This window comes from Deinococcus indicus, assembly GCF_002198095.1.
Classification (GTDB): Bacteria; Deinococcota; Deinococci; order Deinococcales; family Deinococcaceae; genus Deinococcus; species Deinococcus caeni.
The window spans coordinates 132214-149508 of the sequence record NZ_NHMK01000014.1 but is presented as its reverse complement, the minus strand read 5'-3'; the positions used below and the strand labels follow the sequence as shown (position 1 = coordinate 149508).

Annotated in this window: 14 protein-coding genes; 8 read left to right on the top strand and 6 right to left on the bottom strand. The window is 72.4% G+C overall.

Translation table 11 applies throughout. From position 1 onward, the window contains the following. Window positions 1-68 precede the first annotated feature (68 nt). Window positions 69-1049: an ABC transporter ATP-binding protein gene (locus CBQ26_RS11210; RefSeq protein WP_088248725.1), complete on the top strand. Its 981-nt coding sequence runs from the start codon at window positions 69-71 to the stop codon at window positions 1047-1049. Next, the gene (locus CBQ26_RS11205; protein ID WP_088248724.1) at window positions 1042-1914 is read left to right on the top strand and encodes an ABC transporter permease subunit; all 873 of its coding nucleotides are present in this window, start codon (window positions 1042-1044) and stop codon (window positions 1912-1914) included. The genes CBQ26_RS11210 and CBQ26_RS11205 overlap by 8 nt, the downstream gene beginning before the upstream one ends. A 202-nt stretch (window positions 1915-2116) precedes the next feature. Here the strand turns inward: CBQ26_RS11205 and CBQ26_RS11200 are convergent, their stop codons facing one another. From CBQ26_RS11200 to CBQ26_RS11190, 3 genes are all read right to left on the bottom strand, one after another. Beyond that, window positions 2117-3493, bottom strand: a complete 1377-nt coding sequence (locus tag CBQ26_RS11200) for a Vgb family protein (protein WP_088248723.1) — start codon at window positions 3491-3493, stop codon at window positions 2117-2119. 155 nt (window positions 3494-3648) lie between these two features. Next, entirely contained in the window at window positions 3649-4914 is a 1266-nt protein-coding gene (locus CBQ26_RS11195; protein WP_229844136.1) for a VWA domain-containing protein, read from the bottom strand. Next, complete coding sequence (locus CBQ26_RS11190) at window positions 4911-5810, bottom strand: AAA family ATPase (protein ID WP_088248722.1); 900 nt, start codon at window positions 5808-5810, stop codon at window positions 4911-4913. The genes CBQ26_RS11195 and CBQ26_RS11190 overlap by 4 nt, the downstream gene beginning before the upstream one ends. A gap of 176 nt (window positions 5811-5986) precedes the next feature. On the opposite strand from CBQ26_RS11190, the gene CBQ26_RS11185 reads away from it, so the two are divergent. Together CBQ26_RS11185 and CBQ26_RS11180 are read left to right on the top strand one after the other, a co-directional pair. Beyond that, window positions 5987-6337 (top strand): hypothetical protein, encoded by a 351-nt coding sequence (locus CBQ26_RS11185; protein WP_088248721.1) that lies wholly within the window; start codon window positions 5987-5989, stop codon window positions 6335-6337. Between the two features lie 194 nt (window positions 6338-6531). Next, the gene (locus CBQ26_RS11180; protein ID WP_088248720.1) at window positions 6532-7158 is read left to right on the top strand and encodes a hypothetical protein; all 627 of its coding nucleotides are present in this window, start codon (window positions 6532-6534) and stop codon (window positions 7156-7158) included. Between the two features lie 51 nt (window positions 7159-7209). On the opposite strand, the gene CBQ26_RS11175 is transcribed toward CBQ26_RS11180, so the two are convergent. Further along, the gene (locus CBQ26_RS11175; protein ID WP_088248719.1) at window positions 7210-7674 is read right to left on the bottom strand and encodes an SRPBCC family protein; all 465 of its coding nucleotides are present in this window, start codon (window positions 7672-7674) and stop codon (window positions 7210-7212) included. 105 nt (window positions 7675-7779) lie between these two features. Here CBQ26_RS11175 and CBQ26_RS11170 point away from each other — a divergent pair, with 105 nt between their 5' ends. Beyond that, window positions 7780-8433, top strand: a complete 654-nt coding sequence (locus CBQ26_RS11170; RefSeq protein ID WP_088248718.1) for a nucleotidyltransferase family protein — start codon at window positions 7780-7782, stop codon at window positions 8431-8433. Window positions 8434-8464: 31 nt separating this feature from the next. Next, a complete protein-coding gene (locus CBQ26_RS11165) occupies window positions 8465-9652 on the top strand; it encodes a M24 family metallopeptidase (RefSeq protein ID WP_088248717.1) in 1188 nt (395 codons plus the stop codon). An 18-nt stretch (window positions 9653-9670) separates the two neighbouring features. Here the strand turns inward: CBQ26_RS11165 and CBQ26_RS11160 are convergent, their stop codons facing one another. Continuing rightward, a complete protein-coding gene (locus CBQ26_RS11160) occupies window positions 9671-10480 on the bottom strand; it encodes a metallophosphoesterase (protein WP_088248716.1) in 810 nt (269 codons plus the stop codon). Then, window positions 10477-10746, bottom strand: a complete 270-nt coding sequence (locus tag CBQ26_RS11155; RefSeq protein ID WP_078301046.1) for a hypothetical protein — start codon at window positions 10744-10746, stop codon at window positions 10477-10479. Before CBQ26_RS11155 ends, CBQ26_RS11160 begins: the two co-directional genes overlap by 4 nt. Before the next feature lie 77 nt (window positions 10747-10823). On the opposite strand from CBQ26_RS11155, the gene CBQ26_RS11150 reads away from it, so the two are divergent. Then, on the top strand, window positions 10824-11690 hold the full coding sequence (locus CBQ26_RS11150) for a metallophosphoesterase (protein WP_088248715.1): 867 nt from the start codon (window positions 10824-10826) through the stop codon (window positions 11688-11690). A gap of 702 nt (window positions 11691-12392) precedes the next feature. Further along, window positions 12393-17201, top strand: coding sequence for a glutamate synthase-related protein (locus CBQ26_RS11145; RefSeq protein WP_088248714.1), 4809 nt, complete (start codon window positions 12393-12395; stop codon window positions 17199-17201). Window positions 17202-17295: the final 94 nt, after the last annotated feature.

The window sequence follows — 17295 nt, the reverse complement described above, 5'->3', positions numbered from 1 at the left end:
CCGCCGCGCCCGCGTGAGGCGCAGGCACTCCGCAGAAAGACTGACGATTGCGCCCGCACCCCGCCCCTATGCTGGAAGGCGTGAACGCCATCGAAACGCACGAGTTGCGCAAGGAGTACCGGGGCCGCGCCGTCGTGGACAGCCTGACCCTGACCGTCCCGCCGGGCGAGGTGTTCGGTTTCCTCGGCCCGAATGGCGCCGGGAAAAGCACCACCGTGAAGATGCTGCTGGGCCTCGTGCATCCCACGGCCGGGCGCGCGCAGGTGCTGGGCGGCAGTCCGCACGACCCGGCCGTGCGCGCCCGCCTGGGTTTCCTGCCCGAACAGTTCCGCTTTCAGACCTGGATGACCGCCGAGGAATTCCTGCGGTTCCACGGCCGCCTGGCGGGCCTGAAGGCCGCCGAACTGGGCGCCCGCATCCCGCAGGTGCTGGAGACGGTGGGGCTGGGCGGCCGGGGCGGCGAGACGCTCGGCGGGTACTCCAAGGGCATGTTGCAGCGGGCCGGGCTGGCCGGCGCGATCCTGGCCCGCCCGGCGCTGGTGTTCCTGGATGAACCGACGAGCGCCCTGGATCCCATCGGGCGGGTCGAGGTGCGCGAGATCATCGAGCGGCTGCGCGGCGAGGGTACGGCCGTGTTCCTGAACTCTCACCTGCTGTCGGAAGTCGAGCAGGTGTGCGACCGCGTGGCGTTCGTGAAACGCGGCCGGGTGCTGCAACAGGGCAGCATGCGGGAACTGATGGGCGGCGTCCTGCCGCTGGACGTGCGCGTGGACCACCTGCCGCCAGGCCTGCTGGACACCCTCTCGGGCCTGGGTGAACTGCGCCACACCGACACGAACACGCCGGGCCGCGCCGACGTGGAACTGTGGCTGGACCACGAGGACGCCATCCCCGCCGTCGCCAGCGCCATTCACGCGGCCGGGGCGCGCCTGTACGCCCTGAACCCGCGCCGCCCGGACCTGGAGACCATGTTCCTGGACCTGATCGAGGACACCCCGGACAGCAGCGCCCGCGCCGCCCGCCTGGGCCAGGGGGCCGCCCGTGCGTAACGCCCTGCTGATCGCGGAACTCTCGCTGCGCGAGGCGGTCCGCAAACGCCTCGTGAGCGTGCTGCTGCTGCTGACCGCGCTGTTCCTGGGCTTCTACCTGTACGGCATCGTGCGGCTGGAAGGCACCCTGGACCAGCGTTCACTGGAGGCCGGACTGGACGGGCGCAGCCTGAACGGCGCGTCGAACCTGCCCGTCATCTACTCGGCCATGTTCGGCATGTACCTCGTGTACTTCCTGGGGTCCCTGATGGCCGTGCTGTCCACCGTGGGCGCCGTCAGCGGCGACATCGAGAACGGCGTCATGCAGAGCGTCATCGCGCGGCCCATCAGCCGCGCGCAACTGGTACTGGGCCGCTGGCTGGGCTTCGGCGCCGTGAACCTCGGGTACGTGGCCCTGCTGAGCGCCGGTCTGCTCGGCGGCGTGTACGCCATCACCGGTTACCTGCCGCCCGAGCCGCTCGCCGCGACCGGCCTGATCCTGCTGGCCACGCTGCTGCTGACCGCCCTGACCGTGCTGGGCAGCACGCTGTTCACCACGCTCGCCAACGGCATCGGCGTGTTCGTGCTGTACGGCGTGGGCTTCACGGGCGGCATCCTGGGGTCCATCGGCACCTTCGCGGACACGCCCACCCTGACCACCCTGGGCCGCGCCGCGAACGCCCTGATGCCCACCAACGCCCTGTGGCTGGGCGCCAGTTACCACCTGCAACCCGAGGTGGCCCTGCAGGTCAGCGAGGCGGCGCGCGGCGCGAACCCCTTCTTCGCCGACGCACCCATCGCCGCCGGTCTGGTCGTCTGGGCCGTCGCCCTGACCGTCCTGGCCGTCCTGGGCGCCACGCAGCGCTTCAGCCGCCGCGATCTGTAGGGTCATGCGGACTCCGATTGAATGGGCTGCAAAGCCTGTTCAATCCGAGCGGACGCGAGTGGGAGAGAAGAGGGTTCCGGACGTGGAGCCGGCAATCCGGTGAAGTTCCGGATTGTTGGCGAAACAAACGGAATCCGTATCGGTGGTCGATGGTCGAAAGTGGATGGAGAGCTCCTTCAACCATCGACCTTCGACCATCTGCTTACCTCAGTTGTCCGAGGGCGCCGCCCGTCTCGAACCACACCTGACCGTCCGGCGCGACGTGCAGGGCGCGCGGCCCGGCGGACGGGGCGTTCGCGGGACTGTCCGGCAGGGGCACGGTGGCCGCCGCTGTCTCTCCGGGCAGGACGCGCAGCAGGGCCGGGTGGGCGGTGTCGGTGGCCCACACGGTGCCGTCCGGCGCGACGGCGATCTCGCCGGGGCGGGCCTCGTCGCCGGGACCGCTGCCGGCCGGCAGGGAGATCTCGCGCTGCTGTCCCGTGACCGGGTTGAGGGCGCGCAGCGTGCCGGTGCGGGTTTCCGTGAACCACAGCTGACCGTCCGGCGCGGCGCTCAGGCTGGCGGGAACGCTCACGCCGGGCGTCCCGACCGGGTACGTGCGCCCCGCGCCGCCCGTGAGGCTCACGGACACGATGGCGGGACTGGCGCCGCGCCGCGTGAAGAACAGCGTGCCGTCCGCGCCCAGCGTCAGGCTTTCCGGCGCGCCGGCCGTGGCGACCGACCCCACCGCGCCGCTGGCCGGATCGAGCAGCAGCACCCGCTCCTGCCCGTACGCCGTGAACGCCACCCGCCCGTCCGCGAGCGGCGTGACGTTGTTCAGCGTCTCGACGGTTCCCGCCAGGAAGCGTCGGGCGGTCCCGTCCGCGCCGCGCCTCAGCAGGAAACTCCCGTCGGCCGTCACGCCGCGCACCGCCACCCACACGTCCGGGCCGTTCACGGCGTGACTGGTGATCGTCTCGAAACCCGACACCGGGAAGGTCACGGACGTGAACGTGGCGGCCCCCGCATCGAACCGCAGCAGGCTGCGGCGGAACGCGGCGTCGGCGCTGACCGTGGCGCGCAGCAGCACCTGGGCGCCCTGCGAGCGGGTCGCGCCCGCCAGGTACGGGGTGGGCGGCGCGTACCGCCCGCTGCCCAGGACCCGCACCGTCACGTCCTGCGAGCGGCTGCCCGCGCGGACACTCAGGGTGACCGGCCCGCTGCCCTGACCGCTCACGGCGAGCGGCAGCAGGGTGTCGCTGCCACTGGCGACCGGCGTCAGCGGCGTGACAGTCAGGCCGGTCGGCGCGTCCCGCACGGTCACGCTGACCCCGGCCGGCGCCGCGCCCCGCACCCGCAGCGTGCCGGACTGCGCCAGCGCCCCGCTGACCGGCACCCGCTCCAGGCGGGTGGACAGCGCCCCCGGAGGGGTGGCGCCCGGAGTGCCGCCCGTCACGGCGGACGGACCGGACCCGCACGCGGCCAGCAGCAGCGGCCCCAGCAGCGCGGCCAGGACCGCCCGCGCGCCGGGTGGCCGGGTCGGGAGGCGCCGGCCGCCCGGACCCGCAGACGGAGTGACTGCCGTGAGGGAGCGTGTCATGCCATCAGTTCACCGCACCGGCCCTTGCACTCTCCTTACGGCAGGTCCGTCAGCTGGGGGCCGGGTTGCCGGCGCCACGCCCGGAATCCGGGTTGCTTCCACTCACTTCGCTCGGATTGAACGGTCTTTGCGGCCCATTCAGGTCCGAGTCCGTATCAGGCGCGGCGGGCGGCGCGCAGGCGGCGCGGCAGGGCGTGCAGGTCGTCCACGCCGGCCACCGGCAGCAGCGCGTCCAGGAACGGCAGGGCCGCCGCGACGGCCCGCTGCACCGGCCGGTAGTTCGGGCTGGCCGCCAGCGGCGAGAGCCACACCACGCCGCCCGCGCGGCGCTCCAGGTCCCGCAGCGCCCGGCCGACCAGCGCGGGGTCGCCGGTGTCCAGGCCGTCACTGAGAATCAGGATCAGCGTGTCGCGGTTCACGGGCGCGCGTTCCTCGCGGGCGACGCGCAGCAGGTTCTCGCCGATGCGGGTGCCGCCGCCCCAGGCGTCCCCCAGGTCCGGGAGGGTCAGCGGCACGCCGGGCGGCGCGCGGCGCAGCAGCGGCGTCAGGCGGGTCAGGCCGGTACTGAACGCGTAGACCTCGACCCGCCGGGAGCGCAGGTGCAGCGCCTGCGCGAAGCGCAGCAGCAGCGTGGCGTCCGCGCCCATCGAGCGGCTCCCGTCGATCAGCAGCAGGAAGTGCGGCGCGCGGCGCGGGCGGCCCAGCCAGCGCAGCAGCGTGGCGTCCCCGGCGGTGCGGGCGGCGGCGCGCAGGGTGCGCCGGGCGTCCAGTTTCGGCCCCCGGTTGGCCTGCGGTTTCAGCCGGCGTGCGCGGCCCAGTTGCAGGGACCGCACCAGCGCCGACGCGGCCCGCAGCAGTTCCGGCAGGTCGTCCCCGCCGGCCTGCACGGCCTGTCCCGGCGCGGCGTTCGGGCTGAGGCGGGCGCGCAGGCTGGGCACGGCGGCGTCGTCCGGGGGGGCCGTCTCCTCGCCGGGCAGCGGCTGGCCCGGCGCCTGACTGTCCGGCGCGTCCTCGTCCGGGTCCGGCGCGTCGTCCGGGGCGGGGGCCGGGGTGGGTTTCGGCGCGGGCGGCTGACCGGGGCCGGGCGGGGGAGACTGGCCGGCGTCGGTCTGTTCCTCGCGGCCCGGCGTTTTCGTTTCCGGCAGCAGCGGCGGCAGCTTTGGCTGCGCGGCGCCCTCCACCCGGAAGAAGGCGTTGAATTCCAAGTCGAACAGCCGCAGCTGCTCGGGGCTGGCGCTCAGGACCGCCCGCAGCGCCCCTCGCACCTCGCGCCGCGCGAGGACGTCCACGGCCCCCAGCGCCCGCAGCGCGTCGGCCGTCTCGCCCGGCCCGATCAGGAAGCCGTGCCGGTCACGTAGCCGCGCCGTGAACGCCGACACCTGCGCCGCGAGGTCCGGCGGGACGGCCCCCAACCCGCTCACGCGCCGGGCGGGCGGCCCGCCGCCGCCTGCGCCGCCAGTCCCTGCAGGGTCGGCGCGGCCAGCAGCTGATCCTCGCGCAGTTTCAGGACGGCGCCCAGCGTCGCGCGGATGCCGGGGGCGTCCAGGTGGTCGGCGTGCAGGCTGACCAGCGCTGCCGCCCAGTCCAGCGTCTCCGCCACGCCCGGCGGTTTGCCCAGCGGCAGGGCGCGCAGGGCGTGCACGGCGTTCGTGACCTGCTGCGCCAGCGTCTCGTTCACGCCGGGCAGCCGCGCGTGGACGATGGCCAGTTCCTGCGCGCGGCTGGGGTACTCGGTCCAGTGGTACAGGCAGCGGCGGCGCAGCGCGTCACTCAGTTCCCGCGAGCGGTTGCTCGTCAGGATCACGTGCGGGCGCGTGCGCGCCTCGATGGTTCCCAGTTCCGGCACGGTGATCTGCCACTCGGCCAGCAGTTCCAGCAGGAAGGCCTCGAAGGCGTCGTCGGCGCGGTCCACCTCGTCGATCAGTAGCACGGGGGCCTGCTCCTCGCGGATCGCCTGCAGCAGCGGGCGGGCCATCAGGAAGCGTTCGCTGTACAGGTCCTCGTCGGTCACGCCGCCCAGCCCGCCCAGCTCGGCGGCCCGCAGGTGCAGCAGCTGCCGCGCGTAGTTCCACTCGTACAGCGCCGACTGCGCGTCCAGGCCCTCGTAGCATTGCAGGCGGATCAGGCGCGTGCCCAGGGTCGCGGCCAGCGTCTTGGCGGCCTCGGTCTTGCCGACCCCGGCGGGACCTTCCAGCAGCAGCGGCTTGCCGAGCGCCACGACCAGCCGCAGCGCGGTCGCCAGGGCGTCGTCGGCCACGTAGCCGCGCGCCAGGAAGGCCGCCTGCAACTCGGCCGGACCGGGCGGCGCGGCGTTCATGCGGCCCTCAGGTCGGTGGGGGGGGTGAGGGGCGGCGTGGGCGTCTGACAGCAATTCTTACAAGACATGTTTCTCTCTCCTGGCGCGGCTCCAGCCACTTCAGACCGCGATCTTAATGTTCGGGCCGGGCGGGGCCGGTGACGGGACCGTGAGAGGCCGCCCGCTACGGTGACCGCATGACCCTGCCCCTGCTCCTGTGCGCCCTGATCGCCCTGACCTCCGGACTGCACTTCGGTCGCCGGTTCGCGCAGGCCCACGCGGCCGGCGGGAACGTGGCCCTGCCGGCCCTCGCGCACGGCGTGATCGTCACGCCGCTGATGATCCTGACCGTCGTGCTGGACCCCACCGCCGCCGGCCTGCTGTGGATGGCCGTGGCGACCGCCGCGCTCGTCGGACTGGCCGTCGGCGCGCTGCGTCCCGTCCGCGAGGTCACCCCGGCCGTCACGCTGGCCCCGCAGCGCCTCGCGGACACCCCGCTCCCCGCCCAGCCCGGCGCGCAGCACGCCGCCCAGCACAGCGCCGCCTGAACCCCCCGCCCGGCAGGTCATCCGCGCCGCCCCCACTCCGCACCGGAGGGGGCGGCGCGCGCGCGTCTCGGGCCGCGCGGCAGGTGAAGGAACTCCACCGGACGGAGGATGCAACCCGCCCCCCGCTGAGGCACACTGAACCCGGACGGCCCGGCCGGGCAGCGCCCGCCGGCACCCGCTTCCCCGGAGGACCCATGAGCCGCAGCAGCAAGACCGGCCGCACCCTGAACACCCTGATCCGCCTGGGCCGCGCCCTGACCGACACCGACATGCCCGCCGATCCCGTGAGGGCCGCGCAGCAGGCCGCCACGCAGGCATTGCGTGGGCCGGTCGGCGGCGCCGCCGAGAGCCTGCGCCGGCGCGGCTCGCAGGTCCGCGACCAGCTGAGTGAACGCGCCGACGCCCGCCTGGAACGCCTGATCACCGAACGCCGCGCCGCTCAGGCCACCCCGCCCGACCCGCAGGCCCTGGCGGTCCTGGCCCGGCGCCGCGCCGAACGCGAGGCCCGCGCCGCCCGCCTGCGCGCCCGCCAGACCCTGCTGGCCCAGGCGCAGACGCCCGCCGAGCGGCAGGTCATGCAGGCCGTCGTGAATGTGACCGGCTGGGCCGGCGGGCAGGACGCGCCGCTGCGCTACACCGCGCTGCTCGACCAGCTCGCGCCGCGCGGGGACGCCGCGAGCGAGATGGCCGCGCACCGCGCCCTGTGGACCCTGGCCGAACGGCAGGTCCTGAGCGTCTCGCCGCACGGCCTGATCCGCGCCGAACCGCTGCGCGCGCCGCTGGCGCTGCCGCCCGCCCGGCCTGACCTGCCGGAATCCTGACGCGCCCGCCCGCCACGAGGGCCGGTGCGCGGGCGGCGTCCGGACGGTCATTCAGGCCGTCGCGGCGCTGGCCGCGCCGACGTGCGCGCTCATGTTCTCGAAGGTCTTGGAGATCAGTTTCTGCGCCTGGGCGTCCAGCAGGCGCCCGCCGACCGTCGCGACCGGGCCGCGCATGGTGGCGTCCCCGGTCCAGTCCAGGGTGGTGGTGCCGTCCGCGTTGTCCACGACGTTCGCGCCGGCCGTCAGGTCCACGACGCTGCCCAGCCCGCCGCCCTGCACCTTCACGTTCACGCGGCCCTGCGCCTCGTCGGGCAGCACCTCGATCTTGAACTTGAACTTGCCACGCACCATGCCCACGCCCACCTGCACGGTGGCGTCCATGTGCGTCTGGTCGTGCACGACGACCTCCTGCACGTCCGGCAGGCAGCGCGCCACCCGTTCGGGGTCCTGCACGAACGCCCACACGGCGGCGGGCGGCGCCTGCACTTTTTCCTGACCTGAGTAACTGAGTTTCATAGCGGTCCTCCCGGCGGCGCGCGCGCCACACCCGAATTGAAGTGAACGCCGCCATTGTAAGGCGCGGCGGGTTGAAGAAAGATTGGCCTGCACTACCATGCCGGCATGACCCTGCCTTCCCACGCGCCGGTCGCGGGCGTGCTGCTCGCCGCCGGACGCAGCGCCCGCATGGGCCGCCCCAAGCAGCTGCTGCCGGTCGCGGGCGTGCCGCTGGTCCGCCGCGCCGCGCAGGCCCTGGCGGGCGGCGGGCACGACGCGCTGCTGTGCGTCGTGCCGCCCGGCGAGGTCGGCGAGGGCATCCGCGCGGCGCTGGCGGGATTGCCGTTCTCGTTCGTGGTGAATCCGGACCCGGCGCGCGGACTGGCGAGTTCCTTCCGGGTGGCCGTGGCGGCCCTCCCGGCCGGGCTGGCCGGCGTGAACTTCGCGCTGGCCGACATGCCGCTGCTGGGGGCCGCGCAGCACGCCGCCCTGATCGCCGCCTTCCGTGAGACGGGCGCGCCCGTCGTGCTGGCCGAGTACGGCGACCCGGACGCCGGTCCCGACGCCGGGCCGGTACGCGCCCCGCCGCACCTGTTCCGCGCGGACCTGCTCGCGGCCGTGCGCGACGCCCCGGACGCCGACCACGGCCCCCGCCACCTGATCCGCGAGCACGCCGCGCAGGCGCTCACGCTGACCTTCCCGGCCGGACTGCTGCTGGACGTGGACACCCCGGAGGCGCTGGCGCAGGCACAGGCCCTGCTCCGGCAACAGGCGCCGTAGCGGCGGTTGCGGGTGCGGCGTATGCTGCCGTATGGCCCCCAACACGGCAGCGAACGCGCTTCAGGACGGCAAGCGGCGGCAGGCGCAGGCCCTGCTCGGTGAGGGCGAGGTGTGGCTGATCGCCGCGCGCGAGTCCGGCGTGCGCCCGGAACCGGCCCTGACGCTCGTGGCGGGCATGGACGTCACCTGGGACAGCCTGTTCCTGCTGACCCGCACGGAGGCGGTGGCGATCGTGGGCCGCTTCGACGCGGACGCCGTGCCGCCCGGCTGGACCGTGCACGGCTACGACGCCGACCTGCGCGTCCTGCTGCGCGCCGAGGTGACGCGGCTGGGTGCGCGGCGCGTGCTGCTGAACATCAGCGAGGACGACCCGCTGTGCGACGGCCTGACCTCCGGTCTGGAACGCCGGGTGCGCGGCTGGCTGGAACCCGGACCGGACCTGAATCTGGAGTGGGACAGCGCCGCGCCGCTGCTGGGCCAGCTGCGGTCGGTCAAGACCCCAGGGGAACAGGCCGCGATCCGGGAGGCGGTGGACCTGGCCGAGGCGCATCTGCGCGAGATGGCGGCCGCCGCCCGCCCCGGCTGGACGGAACGGGACGTGGCAGCCTTCCTGCACGGCCTGTGCCGCCGCGACGGCGCCGAGCCCTCGTGGGGCTGGAACGCCTGCCCGAACGTGCACATCGGCCCGGACAGCCCCCCGTCGCACGCGCCGCCCGGCGACCACGCCCTGATCCCCGGCGCGCTGCTGCACATCGACTACGGCGTGCGGCTGGCCCACGGGTACTGCTCGGACATCCAGCGGGTGTACCGCCTGCCCGACGGGAACCCGGTGCCGGACGCCGTGCAGGCCGCCTTCCGCGCCTGCTGGCAGGCCATCCAGGCGGGCGCGGACGCCCTGCGCCCCGGCACGCCCGGCCACGCCGTGGACGCCGCCGCCCGCGCCGCGCTGGTCGCCGCCGGGTACCCCGAGTACCAGCACGCGCTGGGCCACGGCCTGGGCCGCGCCACGCACGACGGCGGCACCCTCCTTGGCCCGCGCTGGCCCCGCTACGGGCAGACCGTCGAGGGCGGGGTCCGCGAGAACGAGGTGTACACCCTGGAACTCGGCGTGATGGTGCCCGGCCACGGCTTCATCGGGCTGGAGGAGGACGTCGTGGTGCGCGCCGGGCCGCCGCAGTGGCTGTCGGACCGGCAGGACGACCTCAAACGCCTGGGGTAAGGCCCGGTTGGGGGGCGCTTACCGGGGGGGCGCGCCGGGCAGGTCGACCGGCGTGACCGGAATGGGCTCCCCGAAGCGGGCGTACTTGCGGGCGCGCGCCGGGTCGCCCCGCCCGCAGAACACCGTCACCTGCGGCAGCCCGTGGACGTTCACCTCGGCGACCGCCAGCCGGCCCGTGTCGTACGCGCCGAGATCCAGGTACAGGTGGCGGCCCAGCCGGGACGGCGTGGGGACCGGCGTGTGCCCGTGCACGGAGTACATCACGCCGTCCGGCAGCGGGAACGGTCCCTCGAAGGGCCGCAGCCACAGCGCCGCCGACAGCGGGTTGGGGTGCTGCGGGTGCCGCACAGGCGGCGAGGCGTGCGCGATCAGCACGCTGGGGTGCGGGGGCGGCTCGTCGTGGATGTCCCCGTCGGCCGTCACGTACACCACGCGCCGCAGGACCTTCAGGTACGCCTCCAGCAGCGGCGGGAACTTCTCCAGGGTCAGGCCGCCCAGCTCGGTGCGGACCGTCTCGCCGCCCGCGCGCATCCACCACTGGTAGCCTTCCATGGCGCGGCGGTAGTCGCCCAGGTCGTGCGTGCCCAGGTACTGCCGGTACCACCGGACGCCCTCTTCCATCATGCGTTCGTGGTTGCCCATCAGCAGCGTGGCGCGCCCGGCGGCGTGCAGGTCCATCAGGGCCTCCACGACCGGCATGGAGCGCGGGCCACGGTCGATGGCGTCGCCCAGCGACACGTAATGCGCGTCCGGGAAGCGGTCGAGCGCGGCGCGCAGCAGGTCGGGCCGGCCGTGCAGGTCCGGGATGATCAGGATCTGGCGGCTCACGCGCCGTCTCCGGCGTCGTGCTCGTCACTGAAGTCCAGCAACGTCTGCTTGCTGCGCTCACGCAGGCGGGCCGCGCCGTGCGGGTCGGGCGTGAACGTCACCTGCCCGCCGCTGAGCGTCACGCGGTACGCCGCGCCGTCCGCCGCGCCGGGCAGCCACTCGGCCGGCAGCTGAAAGGTGCGGCCGCGCAGGTCCTCCACGTCGGCCAGTCCGGCGTCGTCGTCCAGTACGTCTATGACCAGCAGATTCTCGGGCTCGGCGTGCATCCCGGCAGTCTACCGCGCCGCCCGCGTGCACCTTCCGGTGGACGCCCCCCGACCGGCCCGGACGCTAGGGTAAGGGCATGACCGTGACCCGCCGCCACGTCCTGCGCGCCCTGGGAGGCGGAGGTCTGGCGGCCCTGGCGGCCGGAGGGGCGGGCGCGGCGCAGGCCTACCGGTTCGGCGTGACCCGACACGCCCGCGCCCTGCCGGGCCTGCGCGCCCCGCTGCGCGTGGCGTTCCTGACGGACCTGCACTACGGGCTGTTCATCGGTGCGGGCAGCGTGGCTGCCTGGGTGGACGCCACGAACGACCTGCGGCCCGACGTGGTCCTGCTGGGGGGCGATCAGCTGGACGCCCGCATGGACGCCCCGCCGGAACCGCTGCTGCGCGAACTGCGCCGGCTGCGGGCGCCGCTGGGTACCTTCGCAGTGTGGGGCAACCACGACTACGGCAGTTTCGGGCGGTACGGGGGCCGGCAGTACGGCGCGCCCCGCGCGGACTGGACCGCGAAACGCGCCGAACTGGAAGCCGAGTTCGCGCGGGCCGGCGTGACGGTCCTGCGCGACACGGGCCGCGCGCTGCGCGAAGACACCTGGGTGGGCGGCACGGACGACCTGTGGTTCGGCACGCCGGACGTGACGGGCGCACTGGCCGGGGCGGGGGGGCGGGCCACGCTGCTCGTCACGCACAACCCGGACCTGCTGCCCGACCTGCCGCGCCCGGCGGGACTGACGCTGTGCGGGCACACGCACGGCGGGCAGGTGCGGCTGCCGGGCCTGGGCGCCCCGGTGGTGCCCAGCCGCTACGGGCAGCGGTACGCGATGGGCTGGGTGCAGGGCGCGCACGGCACGCCCGCCTACGTCAGCCGGGGCCTGGGCCTGAGCGGCCTGCCGCTGCGGAACCTGTGCGAACCGGAACTGGCGCTGTTTCAGCTGACCCCCGCCTGAGACGGACTCCGATTGAATGGGCTGCAAAGCCCGCCCGGTCCGAGCGGATGCGACTCGGAGAGCTGCTCCGCAGAGTGGGAGTAACAGCGGGCTGCCGGACGTGGAGCCGGCAGGGGCGGTGAAGTTCCGGATTGCCAGCGAAACAAACGGCAGTCCGTGTGATCAATGGTGCGGACAGGTTCATCCCTTCAGGTCAGACCAGCGATGACCACGCCGTGTTGTTTGCCCCTCCCCCTTGAGGGGGGAGGCTGGGAGGGGGTGAGCAGGAATGGCGTGACAGAAGATGTTGTCCATGCCGGTCACATCTGGCGCTTGAACAGTGTCCGCATCATTGATGAGACGGACTCCGATGGACTGGGCTGCCCACCCCGGCGGCGCGCGCAGGAAGGCGCTGGCTTCCGGGCGGGGCGGTCACCCGCTGCATGAAGGTGGGCGCGCTGGGCGGCGGGTGCCGGGGCGTGCGCGGCGATCCTTGCGCCCGGAGTGTCCGGATGGGCAACCTTCGGGAAGCAAAGTGCTCGGTGGGGGACGGGTATTGCGCCGGGTGGCGGAAAAAGTGGCTGGATGTGCAGAAAAGTGTGCACAGAACATTGGACCCGTTATAAACAACGGCCCTGCATAGACATGCATCTCTCTGTATGGTGATTCTAGCAGCCTGCACCCTGCGGGCCAGCGAGTCACGAGCGAGATGGGAGCGTCAACATGAACAGAACAGACAACCGGGTGACGCCGGCTGAGGCGCCGCACACCCCCGTAACCCCCGCGAGCGGCGCGGAACTGAACCTCGCCCGTGAGCAGGGCCTGTACAGCGGCGCCGAGCACGACGCCTGCGGCGTGGGATTCGTCGCGCACATCAAGGGGCACAAGAACCACGCCATCGTGCAGCAGGGCCTGAAGATCCTCGAGAACCTCGACCACCGCGGCGCGGTCGGCGCCGACCCCCTGATGGGCGACGGGGCGGGCATCCTGATCCAGATTCCCGACGAGTTCTACCGCGCCGAGTTCGCCGCGCAGGGCGTGACCCTGCCGCCGCTGGGCGACTACGGCGTCGGCATGATCTTCCTGCCCAAGGAGATCGCCTCGCGCCGCGCCTGCGAGCAGGAACTCGAACGTGCCATCGTCGCCGAGGGTCAGGTCGTGCTGGGCTGGCGCGACGTGCCCGTCAACCGCGAGATGCCCATGAGCCCCGCCGTGCGCGAGAAGGAACCCGTCATCCGGCAGGTGTTCATCGGCGCGGGGCCCGACACGCTGGTCCCGGACGCGCTGGAGCGCAAGCTGTACGTCATCCGCCGCCGGGCCAGCAACGCCATCCGCGCGCTGAACTTCACGCACGGCGCCGAGTACTACGTGCCGAGCATGTCGTGCCGCACGGTCATCTACAAGGGCCTGCTGCTCGCCACGCAGGTCGGCGAGTACTACCTCGACCTTCAGGACCCGCGCGTGACCTCCGCGCTGGCCCTGGTCCACCAGCGATTCAGCACGAACACCTTCCCCGAGTGGCCGCTGGCGCACCCGTACCGCATGGTCGCGCACAACGGCGAGATCAACACCGTCAAGGGGAACTTCAACTGGATGCGCGCCCGCGAGGGCATCATGCAGAGCCCCGTACTGGGCGACGACCTGAAGAAGCTCTACCCGATCTCCTTCGAGGGCGAGAGCGACACCGCCACCTTCGACAACGCCCTGGAACTGCTGACGCTGGCCGGGTACCCCATGGCGCACGCCGCCATGATGATGATCCCCGAGGCCTGGGAGCAGAACGCCAACCTCGACCCGCGCCGCCGCGCGTTCTACGAGTACCACGCCAGCATGATGGAGCCCTGGGACGGCCCGGCCGCGATGGTCTTCACCGACGGCCGACAGGTCGGCGCGACGCTGGACCGCAACGGCCTGCGCCCCGCCCGCTACGTGCAGACCCGCGACGATCTGGTCATCCTGGCCAGCGAATCCGGCGTGCTGCCCGTCCCCGAGAGCAAGATCGTCAAGAAGTGGCGCCTGCAACCGGGCCGCATGTTCCTGATCGACTTCGAGCAGGGCCGCATCATCGAGGACGACGAACTGAAGAACCAGTTCGCGTCCGCCAAGCCCTACGCGCAGTGGGTGGAGAACACCCGCTTCCGCCTGGACGACAGCGAGGAGACCGGCACGGTCGGGCAGTTCCGCGAGTCGCTGCTGGACCGCCAGCAGGCCTTCGGGTACACCCAGGAGGACCTGAAGTTCCTGATGGGCCCCATGGCCCTGACCGGCGAGGAAGGCATCGGCAGCATGGGCAACGACAGCCCGCTGGCCGTGCTGTCCGGCAAGAACAAGCCGCTGTTCAACTACTTCCGGCAGCTGTTCGCGCAGGTCACGAACCCGCCCATCGACCCGATCCGCGAGTCGGTCGTCATGAGCCTCGTGTCGTTCGTGGGGCCGCGCCCGAACCTGCTCGACATCAATGCGGTCAACCCGCAGCTGCGCCTGGAAGTCGAGCAGCCCATCCTGGACTTCGACGACATGGCCCGCGTGCGCAACATCGAGGAACACACCCGCGGGAAGTTCAAGGCGTACGACCTCGACATCACCTACCCCGCCGAGTGGGGCGCGCGCGGCGTGGAAGCCAAACTGGCGACCATCAACGCCTGGGCGGTGGACGCCATCGAGAGCGGCCACAACATCATCGTCATCAGTGACCGCCGCGTGGACCGCGAACGCGTCGCGATTCCCAGCCTGCTGGCCCTCAGCAGCATCCACCACCACCTCGTCAAGGCGGGGCTGCGCATGAAGGTCGGTCTGGTCGTCGAGACCGGTGACGCCCGCGAGGTCCACCACTTCGCCGCGCTCGCCGGGTACGGCGCTGAAGCCATCCACCCGTACCTCGCGCTGGAAACCCTGATCAACCTGCACACCGACGTGCCCGGCATGCCCGCCCTGAACGGCATCGACGCGCACAAGGCCATCTCCAACTACATCAAGGCCATCGGCAAGGGCCTGAGCAAGATCATGTCGAAGATGGGCGTCAGCACGTACATGAGCTACTGCGGCGCGCAGCTGTTCGAGGCGGTCGGCCTGAAGACCGACTTCGTGCAGAAGTACTTCTACGGCACGCCCACCCAGGTCGGCGGGATCGGCATCTTCGAGGTGGCCGAAGAAGCCCTGCGCAACCACCGCGGCGCGTTCAGCGACGACCCCGTGCTGGCGCAGAACCTCGACGCGGGTGGCGAGTACGCGTGGCGCGTGCGCGGCGAGGAGCACATGTGGACGCCGGACTCGATCGCCAAGCTGCAGCACTCGGTGCGCAGCGGCAACTACGCCACGTTCGAGGAGTACGCCCGGATCATCAACGACCAGAGCAAGCGGCACATGACCCTGCGCGGCCTGTTCGAATTCCGCACCGACGGCGTGACGCCCGTCCCGCTGGAAGAAGTGGAGAGCGCCAGCGAGATCGTCAAACGCTTCGCCACGGGCGCCATGAGCCTCGGCTCGATCAGCACCGAGGCGCACACCACCCTGGCCGTCGCCATGAACCGCATCGGCGGCAAGAGCAACACCGGCGAGGGCGGCGAGGACCCCGCCCGCTACGAACGCGAGATGCGCGGCGAGACCATCGGTGAGGGCCACACCCTCGCCAGCATCCTCGGCGAGAGCAGGGTTGAAGTGGACTACCCGCTGGAACCCGGCGACTCCCTGCGCTCCAAGATCAAGCAGGTCGCCTCGGGCCGTTTCGGCGTCACCACGAACTACCTGACGAGCGCCGACCAGATCCAGATCAAGATGGCGCAGGGCGCCAAGCCCGGCGAGGGCGGCCAGCTGCCCGGCGGGAAGGTCAGCGAGTACATCGGCTTCCTGCGCCACTCCGTGCCCGGCGTGGGCCTGATCAGCCCGCCCCCGCACCACGACATCTACTCCATCGAGGACCTCGCGCAGCTCATCCACGACCTGAAGAACGTGAACCCCCGCGCGGACATCAGCGTGAAACTCGTCTCCGAGGTCGGCGTGGGCACCATCGCCGCCGGGGTCGCCAAGGCCAAGGCCGACCACATCGTGATCGCCGGGCACGACGGCGGCACGGGTGCCAGCCCCTGGAGCTCCATCAAGCACGCCGGCTCCCCCTGGGAACTGGGCCTCGCGGAGACGCAGCAGACCCTCGTCCTGAACCGCCTGCGCGACCGCGTGCGCGTGCAGACCGACGGGCAGCTGAAGACCGGCCGCGACGTTGTGATCGCCGCGCTGCTCGGCGCCGACGAGTTCGGTTTCGCCACCGCGCCGCTCGTCGCGCAGGGCTGCATCATGATGCGCAAGTGCCACCTGAACACCTGCCCCGTCGGTGTGGCCACGCAGGACCCGGTGCTGCGCGCCCGCTTCCAGGGCAAACCCGAGCACGTCATCAACTTCTTCTTCTTCATCGCCGAGGAAGTCCGCGCCATCATGGCCAGCCTGGGCATCCGCTCCTTCGACGACCTGATCGGCCGCGCCGACCTGCTCGACACGAAGAAAGGCATCGAGCACTGGAAGGCGCAGGGCCTGGACTTCAGCCGCGTCTTCTACCGCCCCGAGGTGCCCGGGGAGGTCGGAGTGCGCCACCTCCACACCCAGGACCACGGCCTGAGCGGCGCGCTCGACCTGCACCTGATCGAGAAGTGCCGCCCCGCCTTCGAGAAGGGCGAGAAGGTGCACTTCCTGCAGGACGTCCGCAACGTGAACCGCACCGTCGGCGCGATGCTGTCGGGCGAACTGACCCGCGTGCGCCCCGAAGGGCTGCCGGACAACACCGTGTTCATCCAGATGGAAGGTACCGGCGGCCAGAGCTTCGGTGCGTTCCTCGCCCCCGGCCTGACCCTGTACCTGATCGGCGACGCGAACGACTACACCGGCAAGGGCCTGTCCGGCGGCCGCGTGGTCGTGCGCCCCAGCATCGAATTCCGCGGGAAGGCCGAGCAGAACATCATCGTCGGGAATACCGTCCTGTACGGCGCGACCTCGGGTGAGGCCTTCTTCCGGGGCGTGGCAGGCGAACGCTTCGCCGTGCGCCTCAGCGGCGCTGAGGCCGTCGTGGAAGGCACCGGCGACCACGGCTGCGAGTACATGACTGGCGGCACCGTCGTCGTGCTCGGCCAGACCGGCCGCAACTTCGCGGCCGGCATGAGCGGCGGCGTCGCCTACGTGTACGACGTGGACGGCAGCTTCGCCAAGCGCTGCAACACCAGCATGGTCGACCTGCACCCCCTGCTGCCCGAGGACCAGCAACTCGCCCAGACGGGCGGCGCCCTGCACCTGGGCCAGAGCGACGAGGCGCACCTGCGCCGCCTGCTCGAAAGCCACCACAAGTGGACCGGCTCGCAGCGCGCCTCCGAACTGCTGGACGACTGGGAGAACAGCCTGAAGCGCTTCGTCAAGGTCTTCCCCAAGGAATACCAGCGCGCCCTGCGCGAACGCGCCCAGGCCGGCACCGTCCAGGCCGCCGACACGACCAGCATGCAGACCGCGCAGCCCGGCAACCCCGTGGCGGCGCAGGGCACGCTCACCAAGTAACACTCCGCTCCGTTCAGTGCCGTGCTGAACGGAGCCGAGCGGATGCGAGTACGAGTCTGGACGGGACTCAGGAGATGGAACAGCATGGCAGCGC

Bases quoted from the DNA above. Each gene is read 5' to 3' on its own strand.
- CBQ26_RS11170 (WP_088248718.1), top strand. From the start codon at position 7,780: ATGACCCTGCCTTCCCACGCGCCGGTCGCGGGCGTGCTGCTCGCCGCC.
- CBQ26_RS11150 (WP_088248715.1), top strand. From the start codon at position 10,824: ATGACCGTGACCCGCCGCCACGTCCTGCGCGCCCTGGGAGGCGGAGGT.
- CBQ26_RS11145 (WP_088248714.1), top strand. From the start codon at position 12,393: ATGAACAGAACAGACAACCGGGTGACGCCGGCTGAGGCGCCGCACACC.
- CBQ26_RS11155 (WP_078301046.1), bottom strand. From the start codon at position 10,746: ATGCACGCCGAGCCCGAGAATCTGCTGGTCATAGACGTACTGGACGAC.
- CBQ26_RS11200 (WP_088248723.1), bottom strand. From the start codon at position 3,493: ATGACACGCTCCCTCACGGCAGTCACTCCGTCTGCGGGTCCGGGCGGC.
- CBQ26_RS11180 (WP_088248720.1), top strand. From the start codon at position 6,532: ATGAGCCGCAGCAGCAAGACCGGCCGCACCCTGAACACCCTGATCCGC.
- CBQ26_RS11175 (WP_088248719.1), bottom strand. From the start codon at position 7,674: ATGAAACTCAGTTACTCAGGTCAGGAAAAAGTGCAGGCGCCGCCCGCC.
- CBQ26_RS11185 (WP_088248721.1), top strand. From the start codon at position 5,987: ATGACCCTGCCCCTGCTCCTGTGCGCCCTGATCGCCCTGACCTCCGGA.
- CBQ26_RS11210 (WP_088248725.1), top strand. From the start codon at position 69: ATGCTGGAAGGCGTGAACGCCATCGAAACGCACGAGTTGCGCAAGGAG.
- CBQ26_RS11165 (WP_088248717.1), top strand. From the start codon at position 8,465: ATGGCCCCCAACACGGCAGCGAACGCGCTTCAGGACGGCAAGCGGCGG.
- CBQ26_RS11190 (WP_088248722.1), bottom strand. From the start codon at position 5,810: ATGAACGCCGCGCCGCCCGGTCCGGCCGAGTTGCAGGCGGCCTTCCTG.